Origin of the sequence: Paenibacillus sp. FSL H7-0350, assembly GCF_038593195.1 — a bacterium.
Classification (GTDB): domain Bacteria; phylum Bacillota; class Bacilli; order Paenibacillales; family Paenibacillaceae; genus Paenibacillus_AQ.
The window spans coordinates 412,576-433,504 of the sequence record NZ_CP151972.1 but is presented as its reverse complement, the minus strand read 5'-3'; the positions used below and the strand labels follow the sequence as shown (position 1 = coordinate 433,504).

The following is a 20,929-nucleotide window of genomic DNA, read 5'->3' as shown; positions in this document are numbered from 1 at the left end:
AAATTGATAACAAGATCTGCCCATGTCCTAAGCTATGAAGAGGGGATAACTCTAATGATAAACTTTAGATTCAGACGCTTCCTGTCGGGTTCAGCTCCATTTATACCCGGGGCTGCAGCCATTCTGCTCGCTATAGCAATAGTCCTAGCACCCGAAGCCTCATTCAAGGCTTCACTTGCGGGACTTACGCTCTGGTGGACCCTGGTCTTTCCTGCGCTGCTGCCCTTCCTGATCCTCTCAGAGATGCTGAGCGCATCTGGCTTCGTGCACGGTATCGGCGTCCTGCTTGAGCCGCTGATGAAGCGGTGCTTCCGGCTTCCCGGGGCGGGCGGATGGACGCTGGTGCTCGGCCTTACAGCCGGCTTCCCGGCCGGAGCCGGAGGAGTGATGCAGTTGCACAAGCAAGGGGACATTACGGACAAGGAGGCCGGACGGCTGGCGGCTATCGTACATTATGCCAGTCCAGTCACGCTGCTTATTGTGGTCGGAACAGCCTTCCTGCACAGTCCTGCCGCCGGGTATGCCCTGCTTGTCATCCACTGGCTGTCAGGGTTAGCCGCAGGTATTCTATCCGCCGGCTTCAATGGCTCCCGCAGGATAACCTCATCTATTCAGCAAGAAAGTGATCCCAGCCTTACCGGCGGCCGCCCCCACACCAAAAAAGCATCTTTGCCCCGGCGTATCCATCAGGCAGCAGCGGATGCCCGTTCAAGGGACGGACGGGGCTTCGGCAAGGTGCTCGGTGAGTCCGTATCCTCCGCCGTACAGAACCTGATGATTGTAGGCGGCTATATGATCATGTTCGCAGTTGTCGTAAGTATTGTTACCCGGCTATTCCCTCAGCTGCCGGCTCTGGTTACAGCAAGCATGCTTGAGATTCATCTCGGAGCCCGGTCAATGACTTCAGCCACAGCAGGTCCCGAAGGCTTCGTCATAGGCGGTCTTCTTGGCCCGGCACTGCTGTCCGCCGGACTGGCCTGGAGCGGCATCTGCGCCCAGCTCCAGGCACTGACTGTGCTGAAGGCAGCTAATGTCCGCTTTCTCCCGTTCACCGCAGTCAGGCTGGTGCATGGACTAATTGCCTTTGTGTTAACAATCCTGCTGTGGACGCCGCTGCTCCATATTCAGTCTGCGGTGCTGCCGGTTCTTGGGGGTTCTCCCCCAGCTGCCCTGCCGCAAGCGGGCCTTGCGCTGAATATATGGACTCTGTCCCCTCAGATCTTGGGACTTCAGACCCTGCTTGTTACGCTTCTGCTGTTGCTGTCTGCTGCCGTGAAGCTGTTCACTTCGAACCGCCGTCCATCCGGCTGAACTTCAGCTTCATAGCCTGCTCCACCTCAGGGGTTACAAAATCCGAGACCTTCCCGCCGAAGTGGGCAATCTCCTTCACCACACTGGAGCTAAGATAGGAGTATCTCGGATTGGTCATCATAAATATAGTTTCCGCTTCAGGATCAAGGTTATGATTAATGGAAGCATTCTGGAGCTCATATTCAAAATCGGTAACGGTCCGGATTCCCCGGACAATAACCTGCGCATCCTTTTGCCTCAAATAGTTAACCAGGAGATCACGGAAGCTGTCCACCTCAACATTCGGAATATCCGCTGTTGCCTGACGCAGAAGCTCTGTCCGTTCCTCGACCGAGAACAACGGATTCTTGCTCAGGTTGTTCAGCACCGTCACAATCAGCCTGTCGAACTGTTTGGCGGCCCGGTGAATAATATCCATATGTCCCAGCGTAACCGGATCGAAGGTTCCCGGATAGATGGCGACACGTTCTTTTCTAATTTGCAGACTCATCATTAACCTCCTTGCCGCGTACGGCAGCCTCTGGAACAGCAGCTTCATACCGGTAGATAGAGATCGTAATCTCTCCATAGACGGATTGCTTAGTTCTCACGAACCCGGGTATATCCTCCGGATAGGCATATCCCGACTCATGCTCCAGCACGATCACTGCATCAGGGTTCAGCAACAGCTTGTCCGCCAGCGTAACCATCAGCTCGTCTCCATGCTTCATACGGTAAGGCGGGTCCAGAAAAACAAGATCAAATACTTTCCCCCGCTTCTGAAGTGCCCCAAGCGCTCTTCCCGCATCATTGCGGTAGACCTCAGCCTGTGCCTCCAGCCGGGCCGCCTTCAGATTTGCGCGCACCGTGTCAATCGCCTTCTGCTCCATGTCCACAAACACTGCGGCTTCCATCCCTCTGCTAAGGGCTTCGATCCCCAGGCCTCCGGTACCGGCATACAGATCAAGCACCGTACCTCCCTCAAAATAAGGCCCGATCATACTGAATAACGCTTCCTTCACTTTATCGGTAGTAGGCCGTGTGCCATTGCCTGGAACACTTTTAAGCGGCCTGCCTTTTGCACTTCCCGATATGACTCTCACCGATCATCCACCTGCTTTTTAGCTTTTATGTCTCTACATTACTATGCCATTTCAGGGCATAAGTCCAAGCCTATAGTACCACAATTATTCCATGAAATAAAAAGATTGTCCGAGTTTGTCACAATGCGGAGCTGAAGAATATTCGTAAGCAAATGTATAAAACTCCCTTAAACGGGTCATCCTGTAACTATCGACATCACAAAATGTCGTAGACAACCGCGGAGCAGGCTTACGTTTCCCCATAAGCTCTTCGTCCGGTTTCTCCTCTCCCATGAAAGAGGCTCCCGAAAGGGAGCCTCGATTTTTGTTCTATGCATAAAAGCCCCCGCCTTGAAATCAAGGTGTGGGGGCTTGCTGTGTGTATACTTAGATAATCCGCTTCAGCTTGGCTTCCTGCTCAATGGAGCGCGCTGAGAGAAGTTCGATAATTCTGTGCTGATTCTCCAATAAAGACTCAACGTTGATGAGGCGCTCGTTTGTTTCCAGCACAGCACGTTTAATCTGCTCCTGATCTTGCTTCATGTTCTGCTGCTCTGTCTCTATTCGATCCAAACGCTCGTTGACAGTGACTAATTCTTCCTTAACTGAGGACATGTCATCCTTAACTGAGGACATATCATCCTTAACGGAGGACATATCATCCTTAACGGAAACTAACTCTTCCCGAATAACAGACCGCAATAATTGTACCAAATCACTATCCATGTGCTCCGCTCCTTCAAACTTAATATATAGATTGTACCAGAATCAAATGTATTATTCTACTTCATTTCAGCTTGTCATTTGACCTTATTGATCTTGAACACAAGCTTCCAGGAGGCTGAATTTCCGGAATACCGCCCGCAGTTTTCGGCTGCCTTGACGTCAGCGATTTTCCAGTTTCCGCTTCATTTTACATACATATTAATTCAATCTACCCGGACAAGGTTACATATATAGTATATGGATACCAGATAGATTCAGGAGGAACCGCTATGAAGAAGCCCTTGTATAAAAAGATATCGTCCCTCGCCCTAGTGATCGTATTCGGCGGTGTCATTGGACTGACCGCAGGCTGCAACGCTCCGGCTAATCAACCCGCCCCAACTCCCACCGGGGCAGCGCAGCCGACAGCAGTCCAGTCAACCCCTGCGCCTGTAACTGAACCCTCCACCGGGAAGGGGTCAGTGAACTGGGAATCTGCGATCCAGCAAATCGCGACTACGGATACGGAGCCCACACAAAAAGCAGATGCTGCAGAAGTTTTGGCGAAATCGTACACTCCGTCGGCTGTGGAGCTTAAGGATTTCGAATCCCAGATCGTGGAGGAGTACACCGCCGGAAATTATCTCGCACATAGCGAGGATGCCGGATACATGCTGACCAATCTGTTCAAGGCTACTGTTGTCGAGCGCAATCACCCTGATGGTGAAGCTATTAAGAAGTTTGCCTTTGACTTTTATCAGAACACCAAGAATGTCTTCCGCGGCGTTGATGCTGTGGACAGCGAAGCCGTACAGTCGAATGAAACGCAGATGGACAAGGCGTTGTCAGAGATTACAACCAAGTAGAACTCCTTATGTCTCCGGCATGGGACCTCCCTTTATATATAATCAAGCGGGACCCTAGTCAAAAAAAATAGCCCGGCCTCTTTCAGTGCCGGGTAAATGACATCTACATTCCGATCAAATTCGGCCGGACTCCTTCAATAAAATAAAATCATGACCACGCCGGGTCAATTTAATATCAGTGGTTCTAACCGTCACAATCCCGCTGCCTGCTCTGGAGATCTTAACATTCTCCACCATCCGGCTGTCGATGAGCTCCTCCATAATATCGGCGAAGGCTTCGGCTTCCAGTTGCATTACCTCCTGATTAACCGGCTGTTCCGCTTCAATCCGCTTAAGGATGGCATATATCTTTTCCTTCTCTTCCATCGTACACCTCTTTCATGCCAGCACTGATTGCCCTGAAGACAATGACTTCTATTATCGCACATCCTGTCAGGGCAAGGCGAATTAATTTTACCGTCTGGCAGCAAGGCTTGTCCATCCAGCACCGCAAAAAGAGCAGCCCCGGATTACCGGGACCGCGCTGACTGATTGGATCTCCTAGTAGAAGCAGGCACTCAGAATAATAACGAGCAGGATATAAAGAACCAGAATCGCGCCTGTCGATGTCCAAGGACTTACTCCACAAGTATTCACGCCGCCTACATTGCCACCGTATCCGCAATCTGCACCCATGAGATTACCTCCTTCATAATGTTGACTACAGAATAGCATATGAGCAAGCGGCCTTATCAGATTGGGCGAAAAGGACATAATTTGGGGCGTATGTACAAGGGCATCCTGCCCGCCCGGACGTTAGAGCAGAGCAGGATGTCCCACAGCCCATTGATTAATCAGACACCAGAATGCCGTCGAAGCTCTCCGGACCCACACGAATTGTACCCAAAAGATTCGAGCTGATAAACGCAGTATAGGTTAACTGCGGAGTAATCGTCGGGAGGAAATCATCTGCAGAGAAGGTGATCACCTGCGGAGCCAGAACACTAAGGCTGAAAGTGGAAGTAGCGGAATACACGACAGGGTCCGTAGCCAGCGTTCCTCTAACGATGGTTACAGTGATGCCAACCAGTGCAAGAGGGAGCGAAACCGAAACTGTTCCTTTCAGAAGTACACGTGGATTCGTGCCTACTCCAGCCGTAATCAGGCCAATTTGTCCGAACAGCTGCGGAGTATTAATTACTAGAATTGGAATTGCAATAGAGTTGGCAGTACTGGCATTCTGTGAGGTTCTTCCATCAACATAAGTTCCCATATCAAGCACCTCCTTTCTTCTTTATTAGTATATTTGCGTTCCTACCAAGTTGATTGGATGTAATTACCATTCCTTGCACCCTATTTTATTATCTCTCAGTTTATGTTCTCTCACGTAGCCGGTACTGTCCTACTCTCCTTTGGTAGTTCCACTCCGCTTATTGAACGCCAGTTCAAATAGTCCCGTTGCCGATAATCCGGCCAAGCCTCCTGCCCATAGACGAAGAATGAGATTCATATCTGTAAAAGGGTACGCAGTCGCTCCTACCAGCAGGCCGATGACCAGCCCCACCGCAGGAACCACATTGCGCGGAAGGTTCACGCTGTTCTTAACGAGCTGCACCAGCGCCATGACGAATACCGCCAATACGGATGCAAAAGCTAGTACACTATTAAGTGCATCATTGTACATAACGGCTACGCCCCCTTGCTGGTAACCAGCAGACCGGCGCGGTTCAATACGGTCAGCATCCGGTAAAAGTCATAGCTGCCGCCGGATGGCGTATCCAGCAGACCGGCTGCTGACGCTGCCTGTACTGCGGGCTCAGCCCAGGCTGGCACATTCATCACTGTACGACCCTCAATGACAGCCAGCCGCTCCGCTACACCTTTAATGGACTGGCCTTGCTCTTGAACGCCGGTCTTCAGTGTATCTCTGCTGACAGACAGTCCTGCCAGCAGCTCCTTCAGCTCCCGCAGCTCGGTTTCCAGCGCCGCAATTTTTTGTTTATCTTCAGCGGACATCTCTTCATCCTCCTTCAGCTCGTCATATTGATACAGGTTATATGAATTCATAATCTGTATCAGCTTGGCTGCATAATCCGGGTCCGTTGCATAGCCTGCAGCAGCAATCTCGCGGGCAGCTGTTTGGCCGTCTACTCCAATGGCCTTGCTGTACAGCTTGGGGTTCCAGGAGACTCCCCCGGTAATCAGCGCGGAATGATCCGCTATAGATTCTCCCCAGTTATTATACGAACGGAATGGAGCAGTTACCTGTACAGCTTGGCCGTTCCTGTATTCCGTTGTCAGGAACGGCAGGGTGCCCGCAGGCCCGCTGCCCTTGATGCCGAACAGATTATTGGCCTTCTGCGTCAAGCCGCTCGTTCCCCAGCCGGATTCCAGCGCCGCCTGGGCAATCGTCAGCGAAGCTGCGATATGGCTGCTCTGCATATCGGCTATAGCGAAGGAAGCGATCCGGGTGATAAATTCGGAGCTTGTCATTGCATCACTTCCTTTCCTACTATATTAAATGCGCCGCCCTGCCAAACTGCCTGTGCTTATCCCTGTTATGATGTATATGGAAGCGAGCTGCGGCTTATACGTATGCAAACAGTGCCGGAGCGGATGCCCCGGCACTGTTTCAATAACCCCCTAGATCCCCTTCCGCTAAAATACGCTAAGGATAATAATCAGCAAAATAAACAATACCAGTATGGTAGCCGTTGACGTTCTCAGACCTCCATTCATCAATAGCCCTCCTTTCTTACGCACATGCCCAGCTTCAATTCCTCTTCATCATATGCCTGTAGTCCCAAAAAAACTGAGCGAACGCAGAATATGGGATTAATATGTAATAAAATGTATTGTTAAATCTTCTATCCTGGCTTAAACTAGTAACAATTAACTATATCGGAGGGACTAATTTACTATGCCTTCATATTATTTCAAGGAAATTTGGACACCACTGAGCTGGATAGGCATTAAGTTTTTCCGGGATGACGAAGGATTCCTGTGGATAAAAAGATGGTCCAATCCACGTAAGCGGTTACGCTGACAGTAGCGAGATAACGTCAAACAACCTTTTATCCGGCACAAGAGGAGCCCCCTGTCCTGCTGATAAAAGGTTGTTAGTTGTTACTGTCTGCTTGTGATTGCTGATCCTAAGATGCCGCCTCGAAGGTGATCCGGTTCTTCCCGCTCCGCTTGGAGATATATAGCGCTTCATCTGCGAGCCGCAGGGTCAGGGTGGTATCTCCGCCGTCCGGAGTCCATACAGCAGCACCTACGCTGCAGCCTACATGAAGCTCCTCGCCTTTGATCACAATCGGCTGGTTGATCTTGCTGATAATCCGCGAAGCCACCACCTCCGCTTCCTTCATCGGTTTGGCCGCCGAGGTATTCAGAATAATCACGAATTCATCCCCGCCCAACCGGGCAACGATCTCATTGTCCCGCGTACAATCCATCAGCCGGAAGGCAACCTCCTGCAGCAGAGCATCTCCAACCGCATGGCCAAAGCTGTCGTTCACTTTTTTGAAGCCGTCCAGATCCATGTACAAAAAGCTTAGTGTCGTCCGTTTCTGCTTGGCCTTACTGACCGCATGGGTGAGAAACTCATCCAGCGCTGCCCGGTTGGGCAAGCCGGTAAGCTTATCATGCAGCGCCATGTCCGACATATAGCTCAGCTTGGTCTCTGTCTTGGTCAGGTTGTTCACCAGGCTCCGCAGCGAGGCCGACAGAATCGCCACATCCTTGAAACGGGTAGAGGCCGGGATCTCCACATCGGCGCCGGAGCTGAGCAGGTCGGCTGTACGGGTGATATCCCTCAGCGGACGGCTGATCCATCCGGCCAGCAGCCAGCCGATTAGTGCGAAGACTGCTGCGGTAAGCAGACCGCTGATCAATATGAAGCGTTCAAGCTGATGAACCGAGGCAAAAGCGATGTCTGCCGGCTGACGGATGATTACCGTCCAGCCAAGTCCCGGGTAGTTCATGTAACCATCACCGTAGGCGTATCCCGTTAAATAGGAGTCACGGCCCCGCTCCTGTTCAATTACGTAAGAGCTCTTGCCGCTGCGGGCCTGCTGCAGGACCGCATCCGTCATTCTTTTACCAGTGAAGGCTTCGGGTCCCAGCAGAATAGTGTCATCCTTCTTGCTGACCACGAACACCTCCACGCCCTTAAGCCGTCCCTTGAGCGGATTCACTATGGAGGCCTCGACCTCGCGTGACCACTCCCAGCTAAGATGTGCCGCCAGCACGCCGCTTGTTTGTCCTTGCTTATCCATCACCGGAACGCTCACATCAACAAACTGCAGGGCTTCCCCCGTAGGGTTAGGCAGCAGCTTAGAGAGCAGCACCGCATCGTGGACATCCCCGATGAAGGTTCCTTTGAGCGCCTGCTGAAAGACCGGCCTCTGGCTGATATTCGTCCCTTGTAGAATCCGATCTGTGGAAGCTACCACATTCCCTGTCATATCCAGAAAGCCCACCCAGGTGAATACAGGCAGACTCTTCTTCAGCTGATTCAGCAATCCGCCGGCTTCTGCCGGTTCCACGGGCTCTTGAAAAGCATTCAGCTTACTCAAAACTTCTATCTCACCGGAACGTGACCACATGAAATGATCAAGCTTCTCAGACATTTGATTGGCCTCTGCGGCCAGGGAGCTACCGATACCGACTTCCACAGAAGTGGTGGAGCGGTTGCCGATCACATAGCTGAGCATAGCCGTGAGCAGTATGATAATAACCGCAAATGCTGTTGAAAATAAAGTGCGAAGACTTAATGACATGTATACTCTCCTCTTCCGATGACCTTGTTCATGATTCCGACCACTGAAGATATCTTGCAGCAACATGTCGAAAAGGGTCGATATTTCTTTATCGGAAGAGTCCGGCAGAAATATAATACGGCTTCCGGCACACGGCCGTTTTTTCTTCATTATGCTTATAAGCTCTAACCATTTAGCCCTTACGCGTTAACCTACCTTCGCTCCCATAGAGCGGGCCAGCAGCACAGCCTGCTCCACATCCAGCCGCACACCTTTGAGGTCAAGGCTCTTCAGGTCAATCCCTTCCAGCTTGGCGTCACGCAGATCTGCCCCTGCAAGCTTACACTGGGCAAGCTGAACCCGGCTTAAATCCGCCCCGCGCAGATCCGCCTTTTGCAAATCGCAGCCCTGCATGTCAGCCTCGGTGAACCGGATGCCCCGCAGATCCTGCTTGCTGAGATTCAGATGGCGCAGATTCGTATAGGCCCAGTCTCCTCCGGTCAGTGTAATTCCGTCCATATAAGCATTGGCGAAATCCGATCCCACCATCTTGCAGTTCTCGAACTTCGCCACGAACAGATTCGCTCCGGTAAACTTGCAGTTGGTGAACGCACCCTCCCTGTGCAGCGAAGCATTCATCAGGGCACCGGTGAAATCACAATCTACAAACCGGCAGCCGCTGGAGGTCATCTCTTCCATGGAAGCTCCCCGGAAGGTGCAGCGCTCAAAGGTACAGCCGTTTATTTCTCCATCCTGCAGAGCCGCGTAATCGAAATTATGCTCATTAAACGTTTCGTTATGATACTGATACATGGTCTAAGCACCTCTTTATCTGGGTATTGGAGCAAAGGTATGGTATAACAGATATTATATTAATCTTTACTATACTACTTTAGGAGATTGTTCAAGTGGAACCAATTCGATATAATAGCAAATAAAATCGCGGAGGTAAATAATGGATGACTCCAGCAGAAAAGAACCATTCCGATATGTAATGAACCAGCCCATCGATTGCTGGCTTGAAATTCCCGCCAGTAATTCGGGACCGGGAGCGGGAAAATTGACTGAAGGTATCCTGCTTGACCTTAGCCGCTCCGGCTGCAAGGTCCGCACCTCGCTGAACCTCCGCTTCACCGCAGGGGATACGAAGCTGATTATTCATTTTCAGCTGGCGGAAGAGAAGCTACAGTACGAAGGCAGTGTCCGCTGGGGCTGGATGTTCGGTCTGGGACAATACCAGTACGGGGTAAGGCTGGACCTGCAGGAAGACGAGGAAGAACAGCTGCTGCGGGAGCTCGAGCTCTGGACCAGCGGAAGAAGCGCACAAGGCTTGTAGCCAATCCTCCCCTTATCGATGCACACAAACGCAAGCAAGGCTGATTAGGAGCCTTGCTTGCGTGAAATACGAACAATGTTCTATCCCTCTGTTACCCTTCTCCTATACTTCTATTCTTCTCTTCACCAGTGCAACCATTCCATAGATCATCAGGCACACCATCGCCACTTCAAACAGCAGCGCCCCTTGATTTATCGGAAGATATTTTATTGTGAAATCACTGCCGGACTGGGGTCTTACAGGGTATATTTTGAAGTTAAAAGGACTATCTAAACCAATGAAATAAGTGTCAAAGAGCACCTTCTCCAGATAACCTATTCCGTTCTGCAGTAGGGTCACAAGGGCAATGCCAACCCAGACTCTCCCTTTCATGCGCAGACTGTAGGCAACGGTAAAGGAGAACATCACCATCAACATTAAAAAAAAGATAGACCAGACCGATTGAAGCAATACCCGGAAGCCGACCGTCACCAGATTGCCGGGCAGAAAATCCATCGTGTACAGCAGCTTATAAATCCCCAGATGGCCTAGACCCAAAAGGATGACCACCCCGATCAGCAGCAGCGCCAGCAGCATGGGAGACAGGACCGTTTGTTGCGCAGTAACCGGCAAAAGCCGCCGCTGATAGGATTTAAGATTACGGAAATATCCGGTGACCGCTATAATTATCATCGCGATGGCCAGTATACAGTAAACAGCCAGATTCAGGGTGACCAAATCCACGTCCATTTTTGCACTGAAGATCCACAGCCCGGCCTGAGCGAGCAACGCAATGACAATGAAGACGAGAATGCGTTCTTTGCGGCGTTTAAGATCGTATTTTAATAGCTTCAGCATTCGGCAAACACCTCTCTGAACAGCTCATCTACACTTTTCCCGTGCTCTTGTCTAAGCTCCTCCACCGGACGATGCAGTACAATCTCCCCATCCTTCAGGAAAATCACCTCATCAAAGATCCGTTCAATATCCGTCACCAGATGCGTAGAGAGCAGAATACTGCTGTCCTCTTCATAGAACTCCATCAGCGCATTCAGAATTTTGGTCCGCGCCACCGGATCAACGCCGCCAATCGGCTCATCCAGCAGATATAATCTGGCCCGGCGGGAGAGCGCTAAGGTCAGCTGCAGGCGTTCGTTCATCCCTTTGGATAACGTCCGCACCTTATCCGCTGTGCGCAGCTTCATGAAATCCAGCATCCGCAGCGCCTTGGCCTGATCGAAATCCGGGTAGAAATCCTGCTGGAATCTCAGCGCATCCCCAATATTCATCCATGACTCTGTGACCGGCACATCCGGCATGAAGGAGACAAGCTTCTTACTCTCTACGCCCACGGGTACGCCAAGGACCCTGATCCGGCCCGAGCCGGGCCAGGCGAGTCCTGAGATCAGCTTCATGAGTGTGCTTTTGCCGCTGCCGTTGCTTCCCAGAAGACCGGTGATAGTGCCGCTGCCCAGCTTGAAGGAAACCTGGTTCAGCGCCTGTCTGGGCCCGAACTGTTTGCTCACATTCTGAATGTCAAGTATATCCTCCACTCTTCTTACTCCCCCTGTTCTTGGTCCCGCTGATGAATGCTCTCTACTACTGCAGTTAGAATATCTTCGCCCTGGAAGCCTAGCTCCTGCATGCCGCGGATAAAACGGTCCAGCACATCCTGTGCCATCTCCTTCTTAACGGTCATAATTGTCTCTTCGCTTCCGGTCACATATCTGCCCATGCCGCGGCGGGTCTCCACGATGGTCTCACGCTCCAGTTCCTGAAATGTTCTTTGTACGGTATTCGGATTAATCTGCAGTTCAGCGGCCAATTCACGGACAGAAGGAATCTTATCTCCAGGCTTCAGCTTGCCGGTGATAATCTCTCCCTTGATGTAATTCATGATCTGGAGATAAATCGGCTGGTTATTATCGAATTCGATCCCCATCAAGCAACATCCCTGCGTCTGAAGACGGCGAAGCCTGCAAGCAGGAACAGCGTCATGTAGATGCACAGCAGGATAACCGAGAAGCCCAGCGTCATTCCCTGCATCGGAGCACCGCCATCCTGGTAGGCTGCGAGATTAAGATTAGGGAACAGCACATATTTGTAGAACTCGCGGGAAATGACCAGCTTGTCGATGGTGGTGGCGAAGATGGTCGCCCCAATGGTTACGCCTGTCGACTTCGTCAGAATCCCCAGCATGAAGCCGATTGTGGCGTAGACGGTACAGTACACAGTTGAATACAGCAGCGAAGCAAGGATCGCACCTATTCCCGCGTCACCTCCGCTAAGTCCGAAGAAGACCGCGCCTGTGAGGAACAGCGCAACCGCTGCAACTACTTGCATGCTAAGTGTATACAGCAGTACAGTTACATATTTGGAAGCCAGGATTGCGGTGCGGCTGCGGGCACGGATCAGCAGAAATTTGATCGTTCCCTGGCTGTATTCTCTGGATACAATCCCCGCCGTTCCGACGATGACCAGAATGGCCAGAATCTGGCCAATGCCTCTGGGCTGAAGAGAATCCGCCGTAAAATCCGCCGCTGAAGCATAGATATCCGTAGCAAATGTACGTGTGATATAGCCCACTGCCAGCGACAGAACCAGCAGAATGACGTAAGGAATGATATTGCTGCGTTTCTTCGATATTTTGAGCCATTCATTCAGCACAAGCAGATTAAATTTACGCAATGCGGTTGCCCCCTGTCCATTTCAGGAAATCTTCTTCCAGACTTTGTCTGTTCTCAGTAATCCGGTAAATCCCTACCTTGGCTTCGCTAAGTGCCGCCACCAGCTCTGGTACGGCTCCATCCGGCAGCTGCACATGCAGCTCGGAGCGGGCCTCATCCGTTCCTGTGACCTTGACGCCCTGCAAGGCTGCAGCCACAGTCCGAGCAGCTTCAAGCTTATCTACCCGGATTGCAAGCGCTACCTCGCTCCGCGCCTCCGGCGCTTCCGTAAGCTGTGTCACCGTTACAAGCTTACCGTTCTGAATAACCACCGCCCGGTGGCAGATCTGTTCAATCTCAGCCAGCATATGACTGGAGATTAGAATGGCAATGCCCTCTACCTCTGCTATTTTCCGCATGTAGTCGCGCATCTCACGGATACCGGCGGGGTCCAGCCCGTTGGTCGGTTCATCCAGTATGAGCAGCTTCGGTGAGTGCAGCAAGGCCTGAGCGATCCCCAGACGCTGGCGCATCCCGAGCGAGTAAGCCCGAACCTTCTTATTCATTGCCTCCTGCAGCCCCACCAGCTCCACAACCTCCTTGATCCGCGAGACCCCGGCTCCATCACTCATGCGTAAATATTGCAGCAGGTTGTCGTACCCGGTCATATGCGGATAGAACTCAGGATTCTCAATGATCGCCCCGATCTGTGAGATCGCCTGCTTGAATTCCTTCCGGATGCTGTGTCCATGAATCAGAATATCCCCTCCGCTCATGCGGATCAGTCCGGTCATCATCCGGATGGTGGTCGTTTTGCCGGCACCGTTCGGTCCCAGCAGCCCGACAATCTCTCCCTTCTGAATCTTGAAGCTAAGATTATCTACAATCGCCTTACCTTTAATCACTTTACTGACGCCCTGCATTTCCAGTACGGTTTGTTCTTGCGCCGGGCCAGACGGCCCCTGAGCCTTAAGAGCGGTTGAATTCATGACAGCCTCCTTGTGCGGTTCGGTATAGGTGGAATATTCAATCCACGGGTTGGTGCTGAGCTGGAACATCTGTATTTTCCAACGTTGTGTCGGTGTGTTAGTTAAATAGTACACTAGGGATTTCGTTTTGTAAAGCAGGTTTGTGAAAAATTTCCTGAAGCTGTATTTAAACAGGCTATCCGTGCAGGGGTTCTAACCATACCAGTCTCTATCAGCATACATAGAATAGTATTGCAGATGGCAGTATCATGCTGCTTTTGCCAAAACCGCTTCAAGGAGGAGTTCACATGAATAAAGAGGTGCACATCTCGCAGACTTTTCCAAGACTGACCGTGTACAGTGAAGAAAACTTTCGGGGAAGAAGCAGAATCTACAGAGGCAATCTCGGTATCCGCAATACGGACAATATTCTGGATGGCATCGAAAGCCTCCGCTTCTTCTCGACCAGCAGCAATGCTACGCTCGTTCTGTTCAGCAGAACCCGCTTCAGAGGCAGCTTCCGCGTGCTTCGCGGCAACCACAGCCTCCGCGATCTGGATGACTTCATCTCCGGCAATGACGTAGAGTCGATCATCTCCACCAACCAGAGACTGACGCTGGATCAGATCCGCCGTATCCGCAGCAGCGGGGAGCTTCCTGCAGGCTACCGCTTAATCTAACAGAATACGCATACTGAACAGGGCACCCTCTGGTATCGCCCAGCCGGAGAGTGCCCTGCCTTGTTGTATCTATGGATTAGTGAACTTCCTGTGATAGGATATTACTGTAAAATAGTGATTAACACTTATTATGAAGGAGGATCAGCAGAGCATGAATCCACTGGATATCCATCCATCAGCGTTGTACGGGCGGGTACAGTCCGACATTGGCAGCTTTCAAGTCTTGGAGAATTACAGACAGAATAGTGCAAGGACCGGGGTCTGGAAGCTGCAAGCCGAGCAGGACTCTAAATGTTATTACATAAAAACATACAGCCGCAAACAGAGATGGCACCCGGAAGTCTATGCATACCGTCATTGGGTTGGTCACTTGAAGTCGTATGTGCCTGATTTAATGGCTGCTTACGAGGGGGAGGGTTGGCAGGCTATACTAATTACTGCAATCGATGGGTCCATTATGAGAGAGACGGCACTAAGCCCGAGTGCTGCTGAAGCCGCTTTTTATAAGGCAGGTGAATTAACGAAGATTCTGCACCTATCGCAGACAGGCCGCTGGTTCGGCCGCCCCGATCAATACGGAAACCCGATAGAGCTAAGTCACAACGCTGACCCGGTGAAGTATGTTGCTGCTGCCATTCAGGACTTAACTTCTCAGTGTGTTGATGAGGGGCTGCTGCAAGCCTATGAACGAAGGTTAACAGACTGGGCACTTCAGAATGTTCATATCCTCCGGCATAGCGCACCTGTGCCTATTAGCTGGGACTCTACGCCTGGCAACTGGCTGGTGAATGACCAGGGGATTTTGACGGGAATGATCGACTTCGAGAATATGTTGTGGGGGCTGGCTGTGGACAACTTCTCCATTCTGTTCGCCAGATATTTCATAGATCATCCGTCAGTCAGAGATGCCTATTTCGCAGGGTATGGACCTGAAGTGCTTAAGGACCAGTCTGCTGAAATACAAATATGCTGCATCAAAATGGCCCTCGGCGATATCTGCTGGGGTACTCACCATCATCAACCCGAAGTCGTCCGGTCTGGCAGAGAGCTTATGAAAAGAATACATAATCAGCAGCTTTTCCTGTAAGAAAGCTTGCTTGAGGAAGCTTGAAGGGAGCGCAAGCTTCCCTCCTACATCGCAGAGACCTCTGCCGCCAGCTCCCTCACCTGCTGCTGCAGGACATTCACCTCATCGGTCCCTTCCCAGTAACGGGTGACGAAATGCAGGAACACATCTATTTTACGGAGGAGCATAAGCACCGGAATAGCCGCCAGTTCTTCGGGAGTCAGCGAGACTATGCGATTATACCCCCTCCAGAAATCACGAATGACCTTCTCCGATTCCTCATGACTGAGCAAGGCCGACAGAATTACTGCAGCATCCATAACCCTTACATCCCTGGTGCAAAATTCAAAATCCAGCAGTGCCGTCACCCGGGTAGTATCCGCTCCATCCACCAGCAGGTTGGAAGCATTCAGATCGCCGTGCACCAGCTGATGCGGCAGGCTCTGAAGCTGTTCCAGCGAGTCAGCCACATTGTCGTAGGCCTCCACTAATACTGTCAGCTCTGGCAGCAGCTCCTTCAGAGATTCAGGCGGGTCCGTCACCAGACCATGTAGCGCTTCACGGGTGCACAGCGGATAGGAGGTCCGCAGCTCATAGTATGGACGGTATACTGGGGCTATCCCTGTCTCCACCTTAGTCAGGGCAACGGATAATGTGCCTGCCGCCTCTCCGAGCGAATCATAGAAGCCAAAATCCTGTTCGGTGGGAGATTCTCCTTCAATATACCTGAACAGGCAGGCAAATTTATCTGTGCCATCCTCCAATTGTACTAACGTCTCCCCCGTAACGGTAAGAATCGGAACAGGTATTGTAAAAGGAAGATTCAATGCGTTTAGCTTCTGCAGGATAGTATGCTCGAACTCTATTTTATTCCTGTCTCTATGTGTATCATAGACGCGCAGCACAGCTCGGCGTTCCCCGCTCTCCACAAAATACGTTGTATTATTCCAGCCTCCGCTCCGTTTGCACAGCGTACCCTTCCATTCAGGCCAGGCCTGACTCCATGTAGCTTCCGTAGGCTTATGCCCCCTTTCTTAAAATATAGAATTTATATGTTTCACGTTATAAATTATCCTTCTATTTCTCGCTGAAACGGTGCCGTCCCTAAAAGGACGGTAAAGCCGTTTCCACCTGTACGTTCAGAAGCAATTGTAGAATCCGGATACTGCGCTGTCAACTCTACTAGGATTGGGGCGGTTCGCTATCCTCTGATCCAGTCGCCTTTTTTAGTTAACGAAAGACAATTATACAAAACAATCTATCAAATTTACATACATTGCATTATCAAGAGAAAAGGAGGACTTGCAAATGCCAATTTATACTATCGGTGCAGTGCCCAACCTTGAACCTACTGGAACAGTAATCTCACAGTTTGTCGAGCTTCGCATCACCAATACAACCGCTGCAAGGCTCGAACCAATTGTTGTCAATGCCTACAGCATCACAGATTCCGGCCCGGAGGGGATAGCTGAAACTCTGAATTTCACAACAACGTTCGCAATTGCTCAGGCGAGTCCTGAGCTTTTTTTGTTTCTGGTAAAACTGTATAGGATCGCAGCCCGCTCACTATCACGATCACTCCGGATCTGATAAGCCCATGCTTGCACCAGTTCGATAATATGCGGAGCGGCTGATTATCCGCTATAATATAATCCAAATGATACAAGCAAAGGATGGGATACATATGGACGCAACCGTTAACAAACGCTGGCTGCTCGCCAGACTCTATGAGCCGGAGCAGACCATCGTGGACTGCCGGTTCACCCTGGACAAGCCCGGGGCCGGCAGAGACAGCTATGAACAAGAGCATATTCCAGGCGCGGTCTATCTCGATTTGGAATTGGATCTGTCTGCTCCTGTAGGCGAACATGGCGGACGCCATCCCCTGCCAGACCCGCAGGTGCTGGCCGCCAGGCTCTCGAAGCTCGGCATCGGCAATGATACTCGCATTGTCGCCTACGACGATGAGAACGGCATGAACACCGCCCGTCTGTGGTGGCTGCTGCGTTACCTGGGGCATGAGCAGGTATACATTCTGGAAGGCGGCTTCAGCCAGTGGAAAGAGGGGAAATATCCGGTGACGGATCACCAGCCGGTACGGGTGCCTAGTACCTTTACAGCTAATGTTCAGCCGCAGATGCTGGCGGGAGTTGAGGAGGTGCGGGAGGTGTCGGAGAAGACAGTTAATAATGCTAGCGCTAAGTCTAGGAATGACGTCAACGTTGCGGATACCGTACCTACTCTTCCCGTGCTGATCGATTCCCGGGCCAATGACCGCTATCACGGCCAGAATGAGACTCTTGATAAGAAGGCCGGCCATATCCCCGGCGCGCTCAACTACTTCTGGAAAGACACGCAGAACGCAGACGGCAGCTGGAGGAGCGCGGATGAGCTTCAGGAGCATTTCGCCGGACTGAGCAAGGATGCGGAGATCATCGTCTACTGCGGCTCCGGCGTAACCGCCTGCCCGAACATCCTGGCACTGGAGAAGGCTGGATTCAATAATGTGCGGCTGTATGCGGGGAGCTGGAGTGATTGGATATCCTTTTCGGCAAATCCTATTGCCACTGAGGAAGAGTAACGTTTAAGAGCCCGCGTCGGACGCGGGCTTTTTGTGCTGGAGTTATGCGATGTATGGTTCTTACAGAGTACCTGACTCTACTTTATAACATAATATAAAGTGCTAAATATAATTTAGCATCATGAATTTTGTCCCTTTAAATTGAAAGAAAGGATTAAACCTGCGGCGGCAATTACAGTCAAGCTCCAAAATGCCATGTGAAAGCCAAGCAGTATGTTCTCCATACCGACTAATGAAGTGTTATTCCTGGATAGAGTCATGATTGCAATCAGAAAAACGCCTCCGAGGGAACTGGCTAACGAGCGGATCGAAATGGTCATTGGAGAAGCATGGGTAATCATTTGTACAGGTACACTAGCCATCGTATACGCAGTAACGGGTGTCATGATACATCCAATTCCAACCATAAGAAAGGTATACGCTATAGCGAAAAGCGGGATGGAAGATTGAATAGATATCATAAGCGGCAAGAGCAAGGTAATCCCAGCTATGAGGATATAACCACCGCGGAGAATCAGCTGAATTCCATAGCGGTCATATAACCTGCCGGCAAATACACTAGTCAGTCCCATGAGCAGTGCTCCCGGCAGCAGCATCAGACCCGACTCTCTAGGCGTAAGTCCCCTGACATTCTGTACATACAACGGAAGCAGCAGCTCACTACCGACCATGACTATGAACATCAGCACTCCTATTATTGAAGCGCTTGTGAACCTCCGGTTGCGGAACAGGTTGAAATCAAGCAGCGGGATCGTCAACTGTATTTGCCGCCTAATGAATAGAGTTATGAACAAGATGCCAATTATCGTAACCATCCCTGCCATTATAAGGGAGGCTCCCTGCTCTCCAGCCAGATTCACACCATATAACAGACTAGCTGGAGCTAGAATAGAAAGTGGACACCCGTTAACGGACGGAGCGATAATAGGGGCAACGGAGGTGTGTTCACGTGGGAGAACAACGACAACGCTACAACGAAGAATACAAGAAGCAAACGGTAAAGTTCATTCAAGAACAGACGAAGAGCATTGGTGACATCGCGGAAGAGCTTGATATTCCGAAAAGTACACTGCATCAATGGATGGGGCAATATCGGGAGCTAAAGAATGAACCGGCCGCGAGTAAGGATCGGGTACGGGAACTTGAAGCAGAGCTCCAAGAGATGCGCCGCCAGCTCCAGGAAAAAGACGTCCAACTTGCCGATACAAAGGAAGAATTAGCGATCATAAAAAAAGCAGTGCACATCTTCAGCAAACCAAGGAATTAAGATTCCAGTTCATGAAGAAGCATCGCTCCGAGTTTCGCTTGGAGAAGATGTGCATCATTCTACAGGTGTCCAGGAGCGGATATTACAAGTGGTATAACGCCAAACCCAGCCCACAAGAACTCCACAAGGCTGCGGTGCAGAAGCGAATCCAATATCATTTTGACGACCACCAAAAGCGGTATGGGAGTCCGAAAATCACCCGTCTGTTGCATCAGGAAGGCTATACGGTCACGGAACGTACCGTGAGTGTGTACATGAGAGAAATGCAGCTGCGCTCGGTCGTGTCTAAGCCCTACCGTGTACAAACCACCGACTCTAAGCATAACAACCCTATTGCACCGAACACGCTGAATCAAAACTTTAAAGTACTGAAACCCAATACCGTATGGGTGACCGACATCACGTATATCCCTTGCCGGGGAGGGCGCTTGTACCTGGCCAGCGTGATGGATCTATGCACGCGTGAAATCGTAGGGTGGCGGTTGTACAACCACATGGAAACCCGTCTGGTTCTGGACGCCTTACAGGCAGCATACACTGCAAAGCAACCTGGCAAGGGGCTGCTGCACCACTCGGACCGTGGGTCTCAATATACCTCTAAAGAATATGTCGACCAGTTAAAGACGTACCATATGGAGTCCAGCATGAGCCGCAGAGGAAACTGCTACGATAACGCATGTATTGAGTCTTGGCATAGTCTTTTAAAGAAGGAACTCATTTACTGTAACCCGCGTTTCAAAGATCCGGAGCAAGCATACACAGCCATTTTTCAATACATTGAGTTTTATTACAACCGCAAGCGAATGCACAGCGCGCTGGGGTATCTTTCCCCCGCTCGTTTTGCAAAACAATTCACTACAAAATCTGTTGCGTGAGTGTCTACTTTCTTGACAGAGGTCCAAGCAAACCCTATTGTTGAGTACAGAATGGATCTCAGGTCCAGCTTTTCCTTATGGCTCTCCCCCACATTCTTTAAACAGAAAGCAGCTAACAGTAAATTGGCAATACCAATAGGCAGGATTCCATAAAAGAGGATACGCCACGAGTGCTCCTGAACAACTAAGCCCGACAGTGTCGGGCCTAGTGCCGGAGCGAGCCCCATAACGAGTCCTATTAAACCCATTGCTGAACCTATTTTTTCCTTAGGGTAGACTCTTAAAATCGTGGTCTGAAACAGCGGCATTAATAACCCAGCGCCGATCCCTTGAATCATTCGTCCTATCAGGATGAACGCGAAGTCAGAAGAGCCTCCAGCAAGAAGGGTTCCAGCGGCAAAGGCGCCTGCCGAAGTAAAGAATAACCCTCTCGTAGTGAATCTTCCGATCAAAAATCCGGCAATAGGCACGGTTATGCCTGCAATCAGATAATATATTGTAATCAGCCATTGTGCCTTCCCTTCATTAATCCCTAAATCCTGCATCATTCTCGGCAACGCCGTATTCAGCATGGTTTGCATCAACTGGCCAAGAAAATTCGCAATTACCAATGATGAAACGATGATACCGGGCTTACTCTTCATGGTTACTCCACCTGTCTCCCGTCTATTTAAATACATTGAAGATATTTCAAGTCTTTAATTAAAATATAAGAATCCAATCAAAGACTTAATATATCTACAATATATTTAAAAGAACAGATTGTCAATCTGTTCTTACAGGCTGGATCACATCCACAGGTTGCCGGAAGGCAGGCTGCTCACGG

Annotated in this window: 28 protein-coding genes; 9 read left to right on the top strand and 19 right to left on the bottom strand. The window is 50.7% G+C overall.

Going from position 1 to position 20,929, the window contains the following annotated elements; all coding sequences use genetic code 11:
* Positions 1 to 54 precede the first annotated feature (54 nt).
* Positions 55 to 1,311, top strand: coding sequence for a nucleoside recognition domain-containing protein (locus NYE24_RS02145; RefSeq protein WP_341024973.1), 1,257 nt, complete (start codon positions 55 to 57; stop codon positions 1,309 to 1,311).
* Here the strand turns inward: NYE24_RS02145 and coaD are convergent.
* The 4 genes from coaD to NYE24_RS02125 all read right to left on the bottom strand — a co-directional run bounded on the left by coaD (position 1,283) and on the right by NYE24_RS02125 (position 3,098).
* Entirely contained in the window at positions 1,283 to 1,801 is a 519-nt protein-coding gene (coaD, locus tag NYE24_RS02140) for a pantetheine-phosphate adenylyltransferase (protein WP_036728903.1), read from the bottom strand. The two genes, NYE24_RS02145 and coaD, sit on opposite strands and share 29 nt — an antisense overlap.
* Complete coding sequence (rsmD, locus tag NYE24_RS02135; protein ID WP_341024970.1) at positions 1,785 to 2,393, bottom strand: 16S rRNA (guanine(966)-N(2))-methyltransferase RsmD; 609 nt, start codon at positions 2,391 to 2,393, stop codon at positions 1,785 to 1,787. The genes coaD and rsmD overlap by 17 nt, the downstream gene beginning before the upstream one ends.
* An 84-nt stretch (positions 2,394 to 2,477) precedes the next feature.
* Positions 2,478 to 2,666, bottom strand: coding sequence for a hypothetical protein (locus tag NYE24_RS02130; protein WP_076154022.1), 189 nt, complete (start codon positions 2,664 to 2,666; stop codon positions 2,478 to 2,480).
* A 93-nt stretch (positions 2,667 to 2,759) separates the two neighbouring features.
* Positions 2,760 to 3,098, bottom strand: coding sequence for a hypothetical protein (locus tag NYE24_RS02125; protein ID WP_036694272.1), 339 nt, complete (start codon positions 3,096 to 3,098; stop codon positions 2,760 to 2,762).
* Between the two features lie 269 nt (positions 3,099 to 3,367).
* Between NYE24_RS02125 and NYE24_RS02120 the strand changes: the two genes are divergently transcribed.
* A complete protein-coding gene (locus tag NYE24_RS02120) occupies positions 3,368 to 3,943 on the top strand; it encodes a hypothetical protein (RefSeq protein ID WP_341024966.1) in 576 nt (191 codons plus the stop codon).
* 114 nt (positions 3,944 to 4,057) lie between these two features.
* Here NYE24_RS02120 and NYE24_RS02115 read toward each other — a convergent pair whose 3' ends face one another.
* The 7 genes from NYE24_RS02115 to NYE24_RS02085 all read right to left on the bottom strand — a co-directional run bounded on the left by NYE24_RS02115 (position 4,058) and on the right by NYE24_RS02085 (position 9,498).
* Entirely contained in the window at positions 4,058 to 4,309 is a 252-nt protein-coding gene (locus tag NYE24_RS02115) for a YjcQ family protein (protein WP_036694273.1), read from the bottom strand.
* Between the two features lie 174 nt (positions 4,310 to 4,483).
* A complete protein-coding gene (locus tag NYE24_RS02110; RefSeq protein ID WP_209873522.1) occupies positions 4,484 to 4,618 on the bottom strand; it encodes a YjcZ family sporulation protein in 135 nt (44 codons plus the stop codon).
* Between the two features lie 154 nt (positions 4,619 to 4,772).
* Positions 4,773 to 5,195: a hypothetical protein gene (locus NYE24_RS02105; RefSeq protein WP_036694275.1), complete on the bottom strand. Its 423-nt coding sequence runs from the start codon at positions 5,193 to 5,195 to the stop codon at positions 4,773 to 4,775.
* A 129-nt stretch (positions 5,196 to 5,324) separates the two neighbouring features.
* Positions 5,325 to 5,606, bottom strand: a complete 282-nt coding sequence (locus tag NYE24_RS02100) for a holin (protein WP_342477905.1) — start codon at positions 5,604 to 5,606, stop codon at positions 5,325 to 5,327.
* 5 nt (positions 5,607 to 5,611) lie between these two features.
* A complete protein-coding gene (locus NYE24_RS02095; protein ID WP_036694277.1) occupies positions 5,612 to 6,415 on the bottom strand; it encodes a glucosaminidase domain-containing protein in 804 nt (267 codons plus the stop codon).
* Between the two features lie 659 nt (positions 6,416 to 7,074).
* Positions 7,075 to 8,706, bottom strand: coding sequence for a diguanylate cyclase (locus NYE24_RS02090; RefSeq protein ID WP_342477904.1), 1,632 nt, complete (start codon positions 8,704 to 8,706; stop codon positions 7,075 to 7,077).
* Positions 8,707 to 8,892: 186 nt separating this feature from the next.
* Complete coding sequence (locus NYE24_RS02085) at positions 8,893 to 9,498, bottom strand: pentapeptide repeat-containing protein (protein ID WP_342477903.1); 606 nt, start codon at positions 9,496 to 9,498, stop codon at positions 8,893 to 8,895.
* Between the two features lie 247 nt (positions 9,499 to 9,745).
* Here NYE24_RS02085 and NYE24_RS02080 point away from each other — a divergent pair, with 247 nt between their 5' ends.
* Positions 9,746 to 10,021, top strand: a complete 276-nt coding sequence (locus NYE24_RS02080; protein ID WP_235218399.1) for a PilZ domain-containing protein — start codon at positions 9,746 to 9,748, stop codon at positions 10,019 to 10,021.
* 102 nt (positions 10,022 to 10,123) lie between these two features.
* Here NYE24_RS02080 and NYE24_RS02075 read toward each other — a convergent pair whose 3' ends face one another.
* Genes NYE24_RS02075 through NYE24_RS02055 form a run of 5 tightly spaced genes read right to left on the bottom strand, consistent with a single transcriptional unit; the run spans position 10,124 to position 13,655 of the window.
* Positions 10,124 to 10,858: a hypothetical protein gene (locus tag NYE24_RS02075; protein ID WP_036694282.1), complete on the bottom strand. Its 735-nt coding sequence runs from the start codon at positions 10,856 to 10,858 to the stop codon at positions 10,124 to 10,126.
* The gene (locus NYE24_RS02070; RefSeq protein WP_076154025.1) at positions 10,852 to 11,553 is read right to left on the bottom strand and encodes an ABC transporter ATP-binding protein; all 702 of its coding nucleotides are present in this window, start codon (positions 11,551 to 11,553) and stop codon (positions 10,852 to 10,854) included. The genes NYE24_RS02075 and NYE24_RS02070 overlap by 7 nt, the downstream gene beginning before the upstream one ends.
* A 5-nt stretch (positions 11,554 to 11,558) precedes the next feature.
* Positions 11,559 to 11,942, bottom strand: a complete 384-nt coding sequence (locus tag NYE24_RS02065; RefSeq protein ID WP_342477902.1) for a GntR family transcriptional regulator — start codon at positions 11,940 to 11,942, stop codon at positions 11,559 to 11,561.
* Entirely contained in the window at positions 11,942 to 12,688 is a 747-nt protein-coding gene (locus tag NYE24_RS02060; RefSeq protein ID WP_036694285.1) for an ABC transporter permease, read from the bottom strand. The genes NYE24_RS02065 and NYE24_RS02060 overlap by 1 nt, the downstream gene beginning before the upstream one ends.
* A complete protein-coding gene (locus NYE24_RS02055; RefSeq protein ID WP_036694538.1) occupies positions 12,681 to 13,655 on the bottom strand; it encodes an ABC transporter ATP-binding protein in 975 nt (324 codons plus the stop codon). Before NYE24_RS02055 ends, NYE24_RS02060 begins: the two co-directional genes overlap by 8 nt.
* Before the next feature lie 287 nt (positions 13,656 to 13,942).
* Between NYE24_RS02055 and NYE24_RS02050 the strand changes: the two genes are divergently transcribed.
* Both NYE24_RS02050 and NYE24_RS02045 read left to right on the top strand, forming a co-directional pair.
* Positions 13,943 to 14,314 carry a hypothetical protein gene (locus NYE24_RS02050; protein WP_036694287.1) on the top strand — a complete coding sequence of 124 codons (372 nt, stop codon included), beginning with the start codon at positions 13,943 to 13,945 and terminating at the stop codon, positions 14,312 to 14,314.
* A 151-nt stretch (positions 14,315 to 14,465) separates the two neighbouring features.
* Entirely contained in the window at positions 14,466 to 15,401 is a 936-nt protein-coding gene (locus NYE24_RS02045) for an aminoglycoside phosphotransferase family protein (protein ID WP_076154027.1), read from the top strand.
* A 44-nt stretch (positions 15,402 to 15,445) separates the two neighbouring features.
* On the opposite strand, the gene NYE24_RS02040 is transcribed toward NYE24_RS02045, so the two are convergent.
* Positions 15,446 to 16,351 carry a phosphotransferase gene (locus NYE24_RS02040; protein ID WP_051493382.1) on the bottom strand — a complete coding sequence of 302 codons (906 nt, stop codon included), beginning with the start codon at positions 16,349 to 16,351 and terminating at the stop codon, positions 15,446 to 15,448.
* A 337-nt stretch (positions 16,352 to 16,688) separates the two neighbouring features.
* Here NYE24_RS02040 and NYE24_RS02035 point away from each other — a divergent pair, with 337 nt between their 5' ends.
* Both NYE24_RS02035 and NYE24_RS02030 read left to right on the top strand, forming a co-directional pair.
* Positions 16,689 to 16,970, top strand: a complete 282-nt coding sequence (locus NYE24_RS02035; RefSeq protein ID WP_076154029.1) for a hypothetical protein — start codon at positions 16,689 to 16,691, stop codon at positions 16,968 to 16,970.
* 94 nt (positions 16,971 to 17,064) lie between these two features.
* On the top strand, positions 17,065 to 17,961 hold the full coding sequence (locus NYE24_RS02030; protein WP_342479185.1) for a sulfurtransferase: 897 nt from the start codon (positions 17,065 to 17,067) through the stop codon (positions 17,959 to 17,961).
* A gap of 119 nt (positions 17,962 to 18,080) precedes the next feature.
* Here the strand turns inward: NYE24_RS02030 and NYE24_RS02025 are convergent, their stop codons facing one another.
* Entirely contained in the window at positions 18,081 to 18,851 is a 771-nt protein-coding gene (locus tag NYE24_RS02025; RefSeq protein ID WP_342479184.1) for an MFS transporter, read from the bottom strand.
* A gap of 59 nt (positions 18,852 to 18,910) precedes the next feature.
* On the opposite strand from NYE24_RS02025, the gene NYE24_RS02020 reads away from it, so the two are divergent.
* The gene (locus tag NYE24_RS02020; protein ID WP_342477600.1) at positions 18,911 to 19,228 is read left to right on the top strand and encodes a transposase; all 318 of its coding nucleotides are present in this window, start codon (positions 18,911 to 18,913) and stop codon (positions 19,226 to 19,228) included.
* An 11-nt stretch (positions 19,229 to 19,239) separates the two neighbouring features.
* On the top strand, positions 19,240 to 20,103 hold the full coding sequence (locus tag NYE24_RS02015) for an IS3 family transposase (RefSeq protein WP_342477601.1): 864 nt from the start codon (positions 19,240 to 19,242) through the stop codon (positions 20,101 to 20,103).
* On the opposite strand, the gene NYE24_RS02010 is transcribed toward NYE24_RS02015, so the two are convergent.
* Complete coding sequence (locus NYE24_RS02010; RefSeq protein WP_342477901.1) at positions 20,016 to 20,747, bottom strand: MFS transporter; 732 nt, start codon at positions 20,745 to 20,747, stop codon at positions 20,016 to 20,018. The genes NYE24_RS02015 and NYE24_RS02010 overlap by 88 nt on opposite strands.
* Positions 20,748 to 20,929: the final 182 nt, after the last annotated feature.

What these genes read in the sequence shown, in the direction of transcription:
- NYE24_RS02075 (WP_036694282.1), bottom strand. Translation starts at nt 10,858, where the DNA reads ATGCTGAAGCTATTAAAATACGATCTTAAACGCCGCAAAGAACGCATT.
- NYE24_RS02015 (WP_342477601.1), top strand. Translation starts at nt 19,240, where the DNA reads ATGAAGAAGCATCGCTCCGAGTTTCGCTTGGAGAAGATGTGCATCATT.
- NYE24_RS02045 (WP_076154027.1), top strand. Translation starts at nt 14,466, where the DNA reads ATGAATCCACTGGATATCCATCCATCAGCGTTGTACGGGCGGGTACAG.
- NYE24_RS02095 (WP_036694277.1), bottom strand. Translation starts at nt 6,415, where the DNA reads ATGACAAGCTCCGAATTTATCACCCGGATCGCTTCCTTCGCTATAGCC.
- NYE24_RS02120 (WP_341024966.1), top strand. Translation starts at nt 3,368, where the DNA reads ATGAAGAAGCCCTTGTATAAAAAGATATCGTCCCTCGCCCTAGTGATC.
- NYE24_RS02125 (WP_036694272.1), bottom strand. Translation starts at nt 3,098, where the DNA reads ATGGATAGTGATTTGGTACAATTATTGCGGTCTGTTATTCGGGAAGAG.
- NYE24_RS02085 (WP_342477903.1), bottom strand. Translation starts at nt 9,498, where the DNA reads ATGTATCAGTATCATAACGAAACGTTTAATGAGCATAATTTCGATTAC.
- NYE24_RS02055 (WP_036694538.1), bottom strand. Translation starts at nt 13,655, where the DNA reads ATGAATTCAACCGCTCTTAAGGCTCAGGGGCCGTCTGGCCCGGCGCAA.
- NYE24_RS02105 (WP_036694275.1), bottom strand. Translation starts at nt 5,195, where the DNA reads ATGGGAACTTATGTTGATGGAAGAACCTCACAGAATGCCAGTACTGCC.
- NYE24_RS02065 (WP_342477902.1), bottom strand. Translation starts at nt 11,942, where the DNA reads ATGGGGATCGAATTCGATAATAACCAGCCGATTTATCTCCAGATCATG.
- NYE24_RS02010 (WP_342477901.1), bottom strand. Translation starts at nt 20,747, where the DNA reads ATGAAGAGTAAGCCCGGTATCATCGTTTCATCATTGGTAATTGCGAAT.
- NYE24_RS02130 (WP_076154022.1), bottom strand. Translation starts at nt 2,666, where the DNA reads ATGGGAGAGGAGAAACCGGACGAAGAGCTTATGGGGAAACGTAAGCCT.
- NYE24_RS02090 (WP_342477904.1), bottom strand. Translation starts at nt 8,706, where the DNA reads ATGTCATTAAGTCTTCGCACTTTATTTTCAACAGCATTTGCGGTTATT.
- NYE24_RS02115 (WP_036694273.1), bottom strand. Translation starts at nt 4,309, where the DNA reads ATGGAAGAGAAGGAAAAGATATATGCCATCCTTAAGCGGATTGAAGCG.
- NYE24_RS02100 (WP_342477905.1), bottom strand. Translation starts at nt 5,606, where the DNA reads ATGTACAATGATGCACTTAATAGTGTACTAGCTTTTGCATCCGTATTG.
- NYE24_RS02030 (WP_342479185.1), top strand. Translation starts at nt 17,065, where the DNA reads ATGGACGCAACCGTTAACAAACGCTGGCTGCTCGCCAGACTCTATGAG.
- NYE24_RS02110 (WP_209873522.1), bottom strand. Translation starts at nt 4,618, where the DNA reads ATGGGTGCAGATTGCGGATACGGTGGCAATGTAGGCGGCGTGAATACT.
- NYE24_RS02050 (WP_036694287.1), top strand. Translation starts at nt 13,943, where the DNA reads ATGAATAAAGAGGTGCACATCTCGCAGACTTTTCCAAGACTGACCGTG.
- NYE24_RS02145 (WP_341024973.1), top strand. Translation starts at nt 55, where the DNA reads ATGATAAACTTTAGATTCAGACGCTTCCTGTCGGGTTCAGCTCCATTT.
- coaD (WP_036728903.1), bottom strand. Translation starts at nt 1,801, where the DNA reads ATGAGTCTGCAAATTAGAAAAGAACGTGTCGCCATCTATCCGGGAACC.
- NYE24_RS02035 (WP_076154029.1), top strand. Translation starts at nt 16,689, where the DNA reads ATGCCAATTTATACTATCGGTGCAGTGCCCAACCTTGAACCTACTGGA.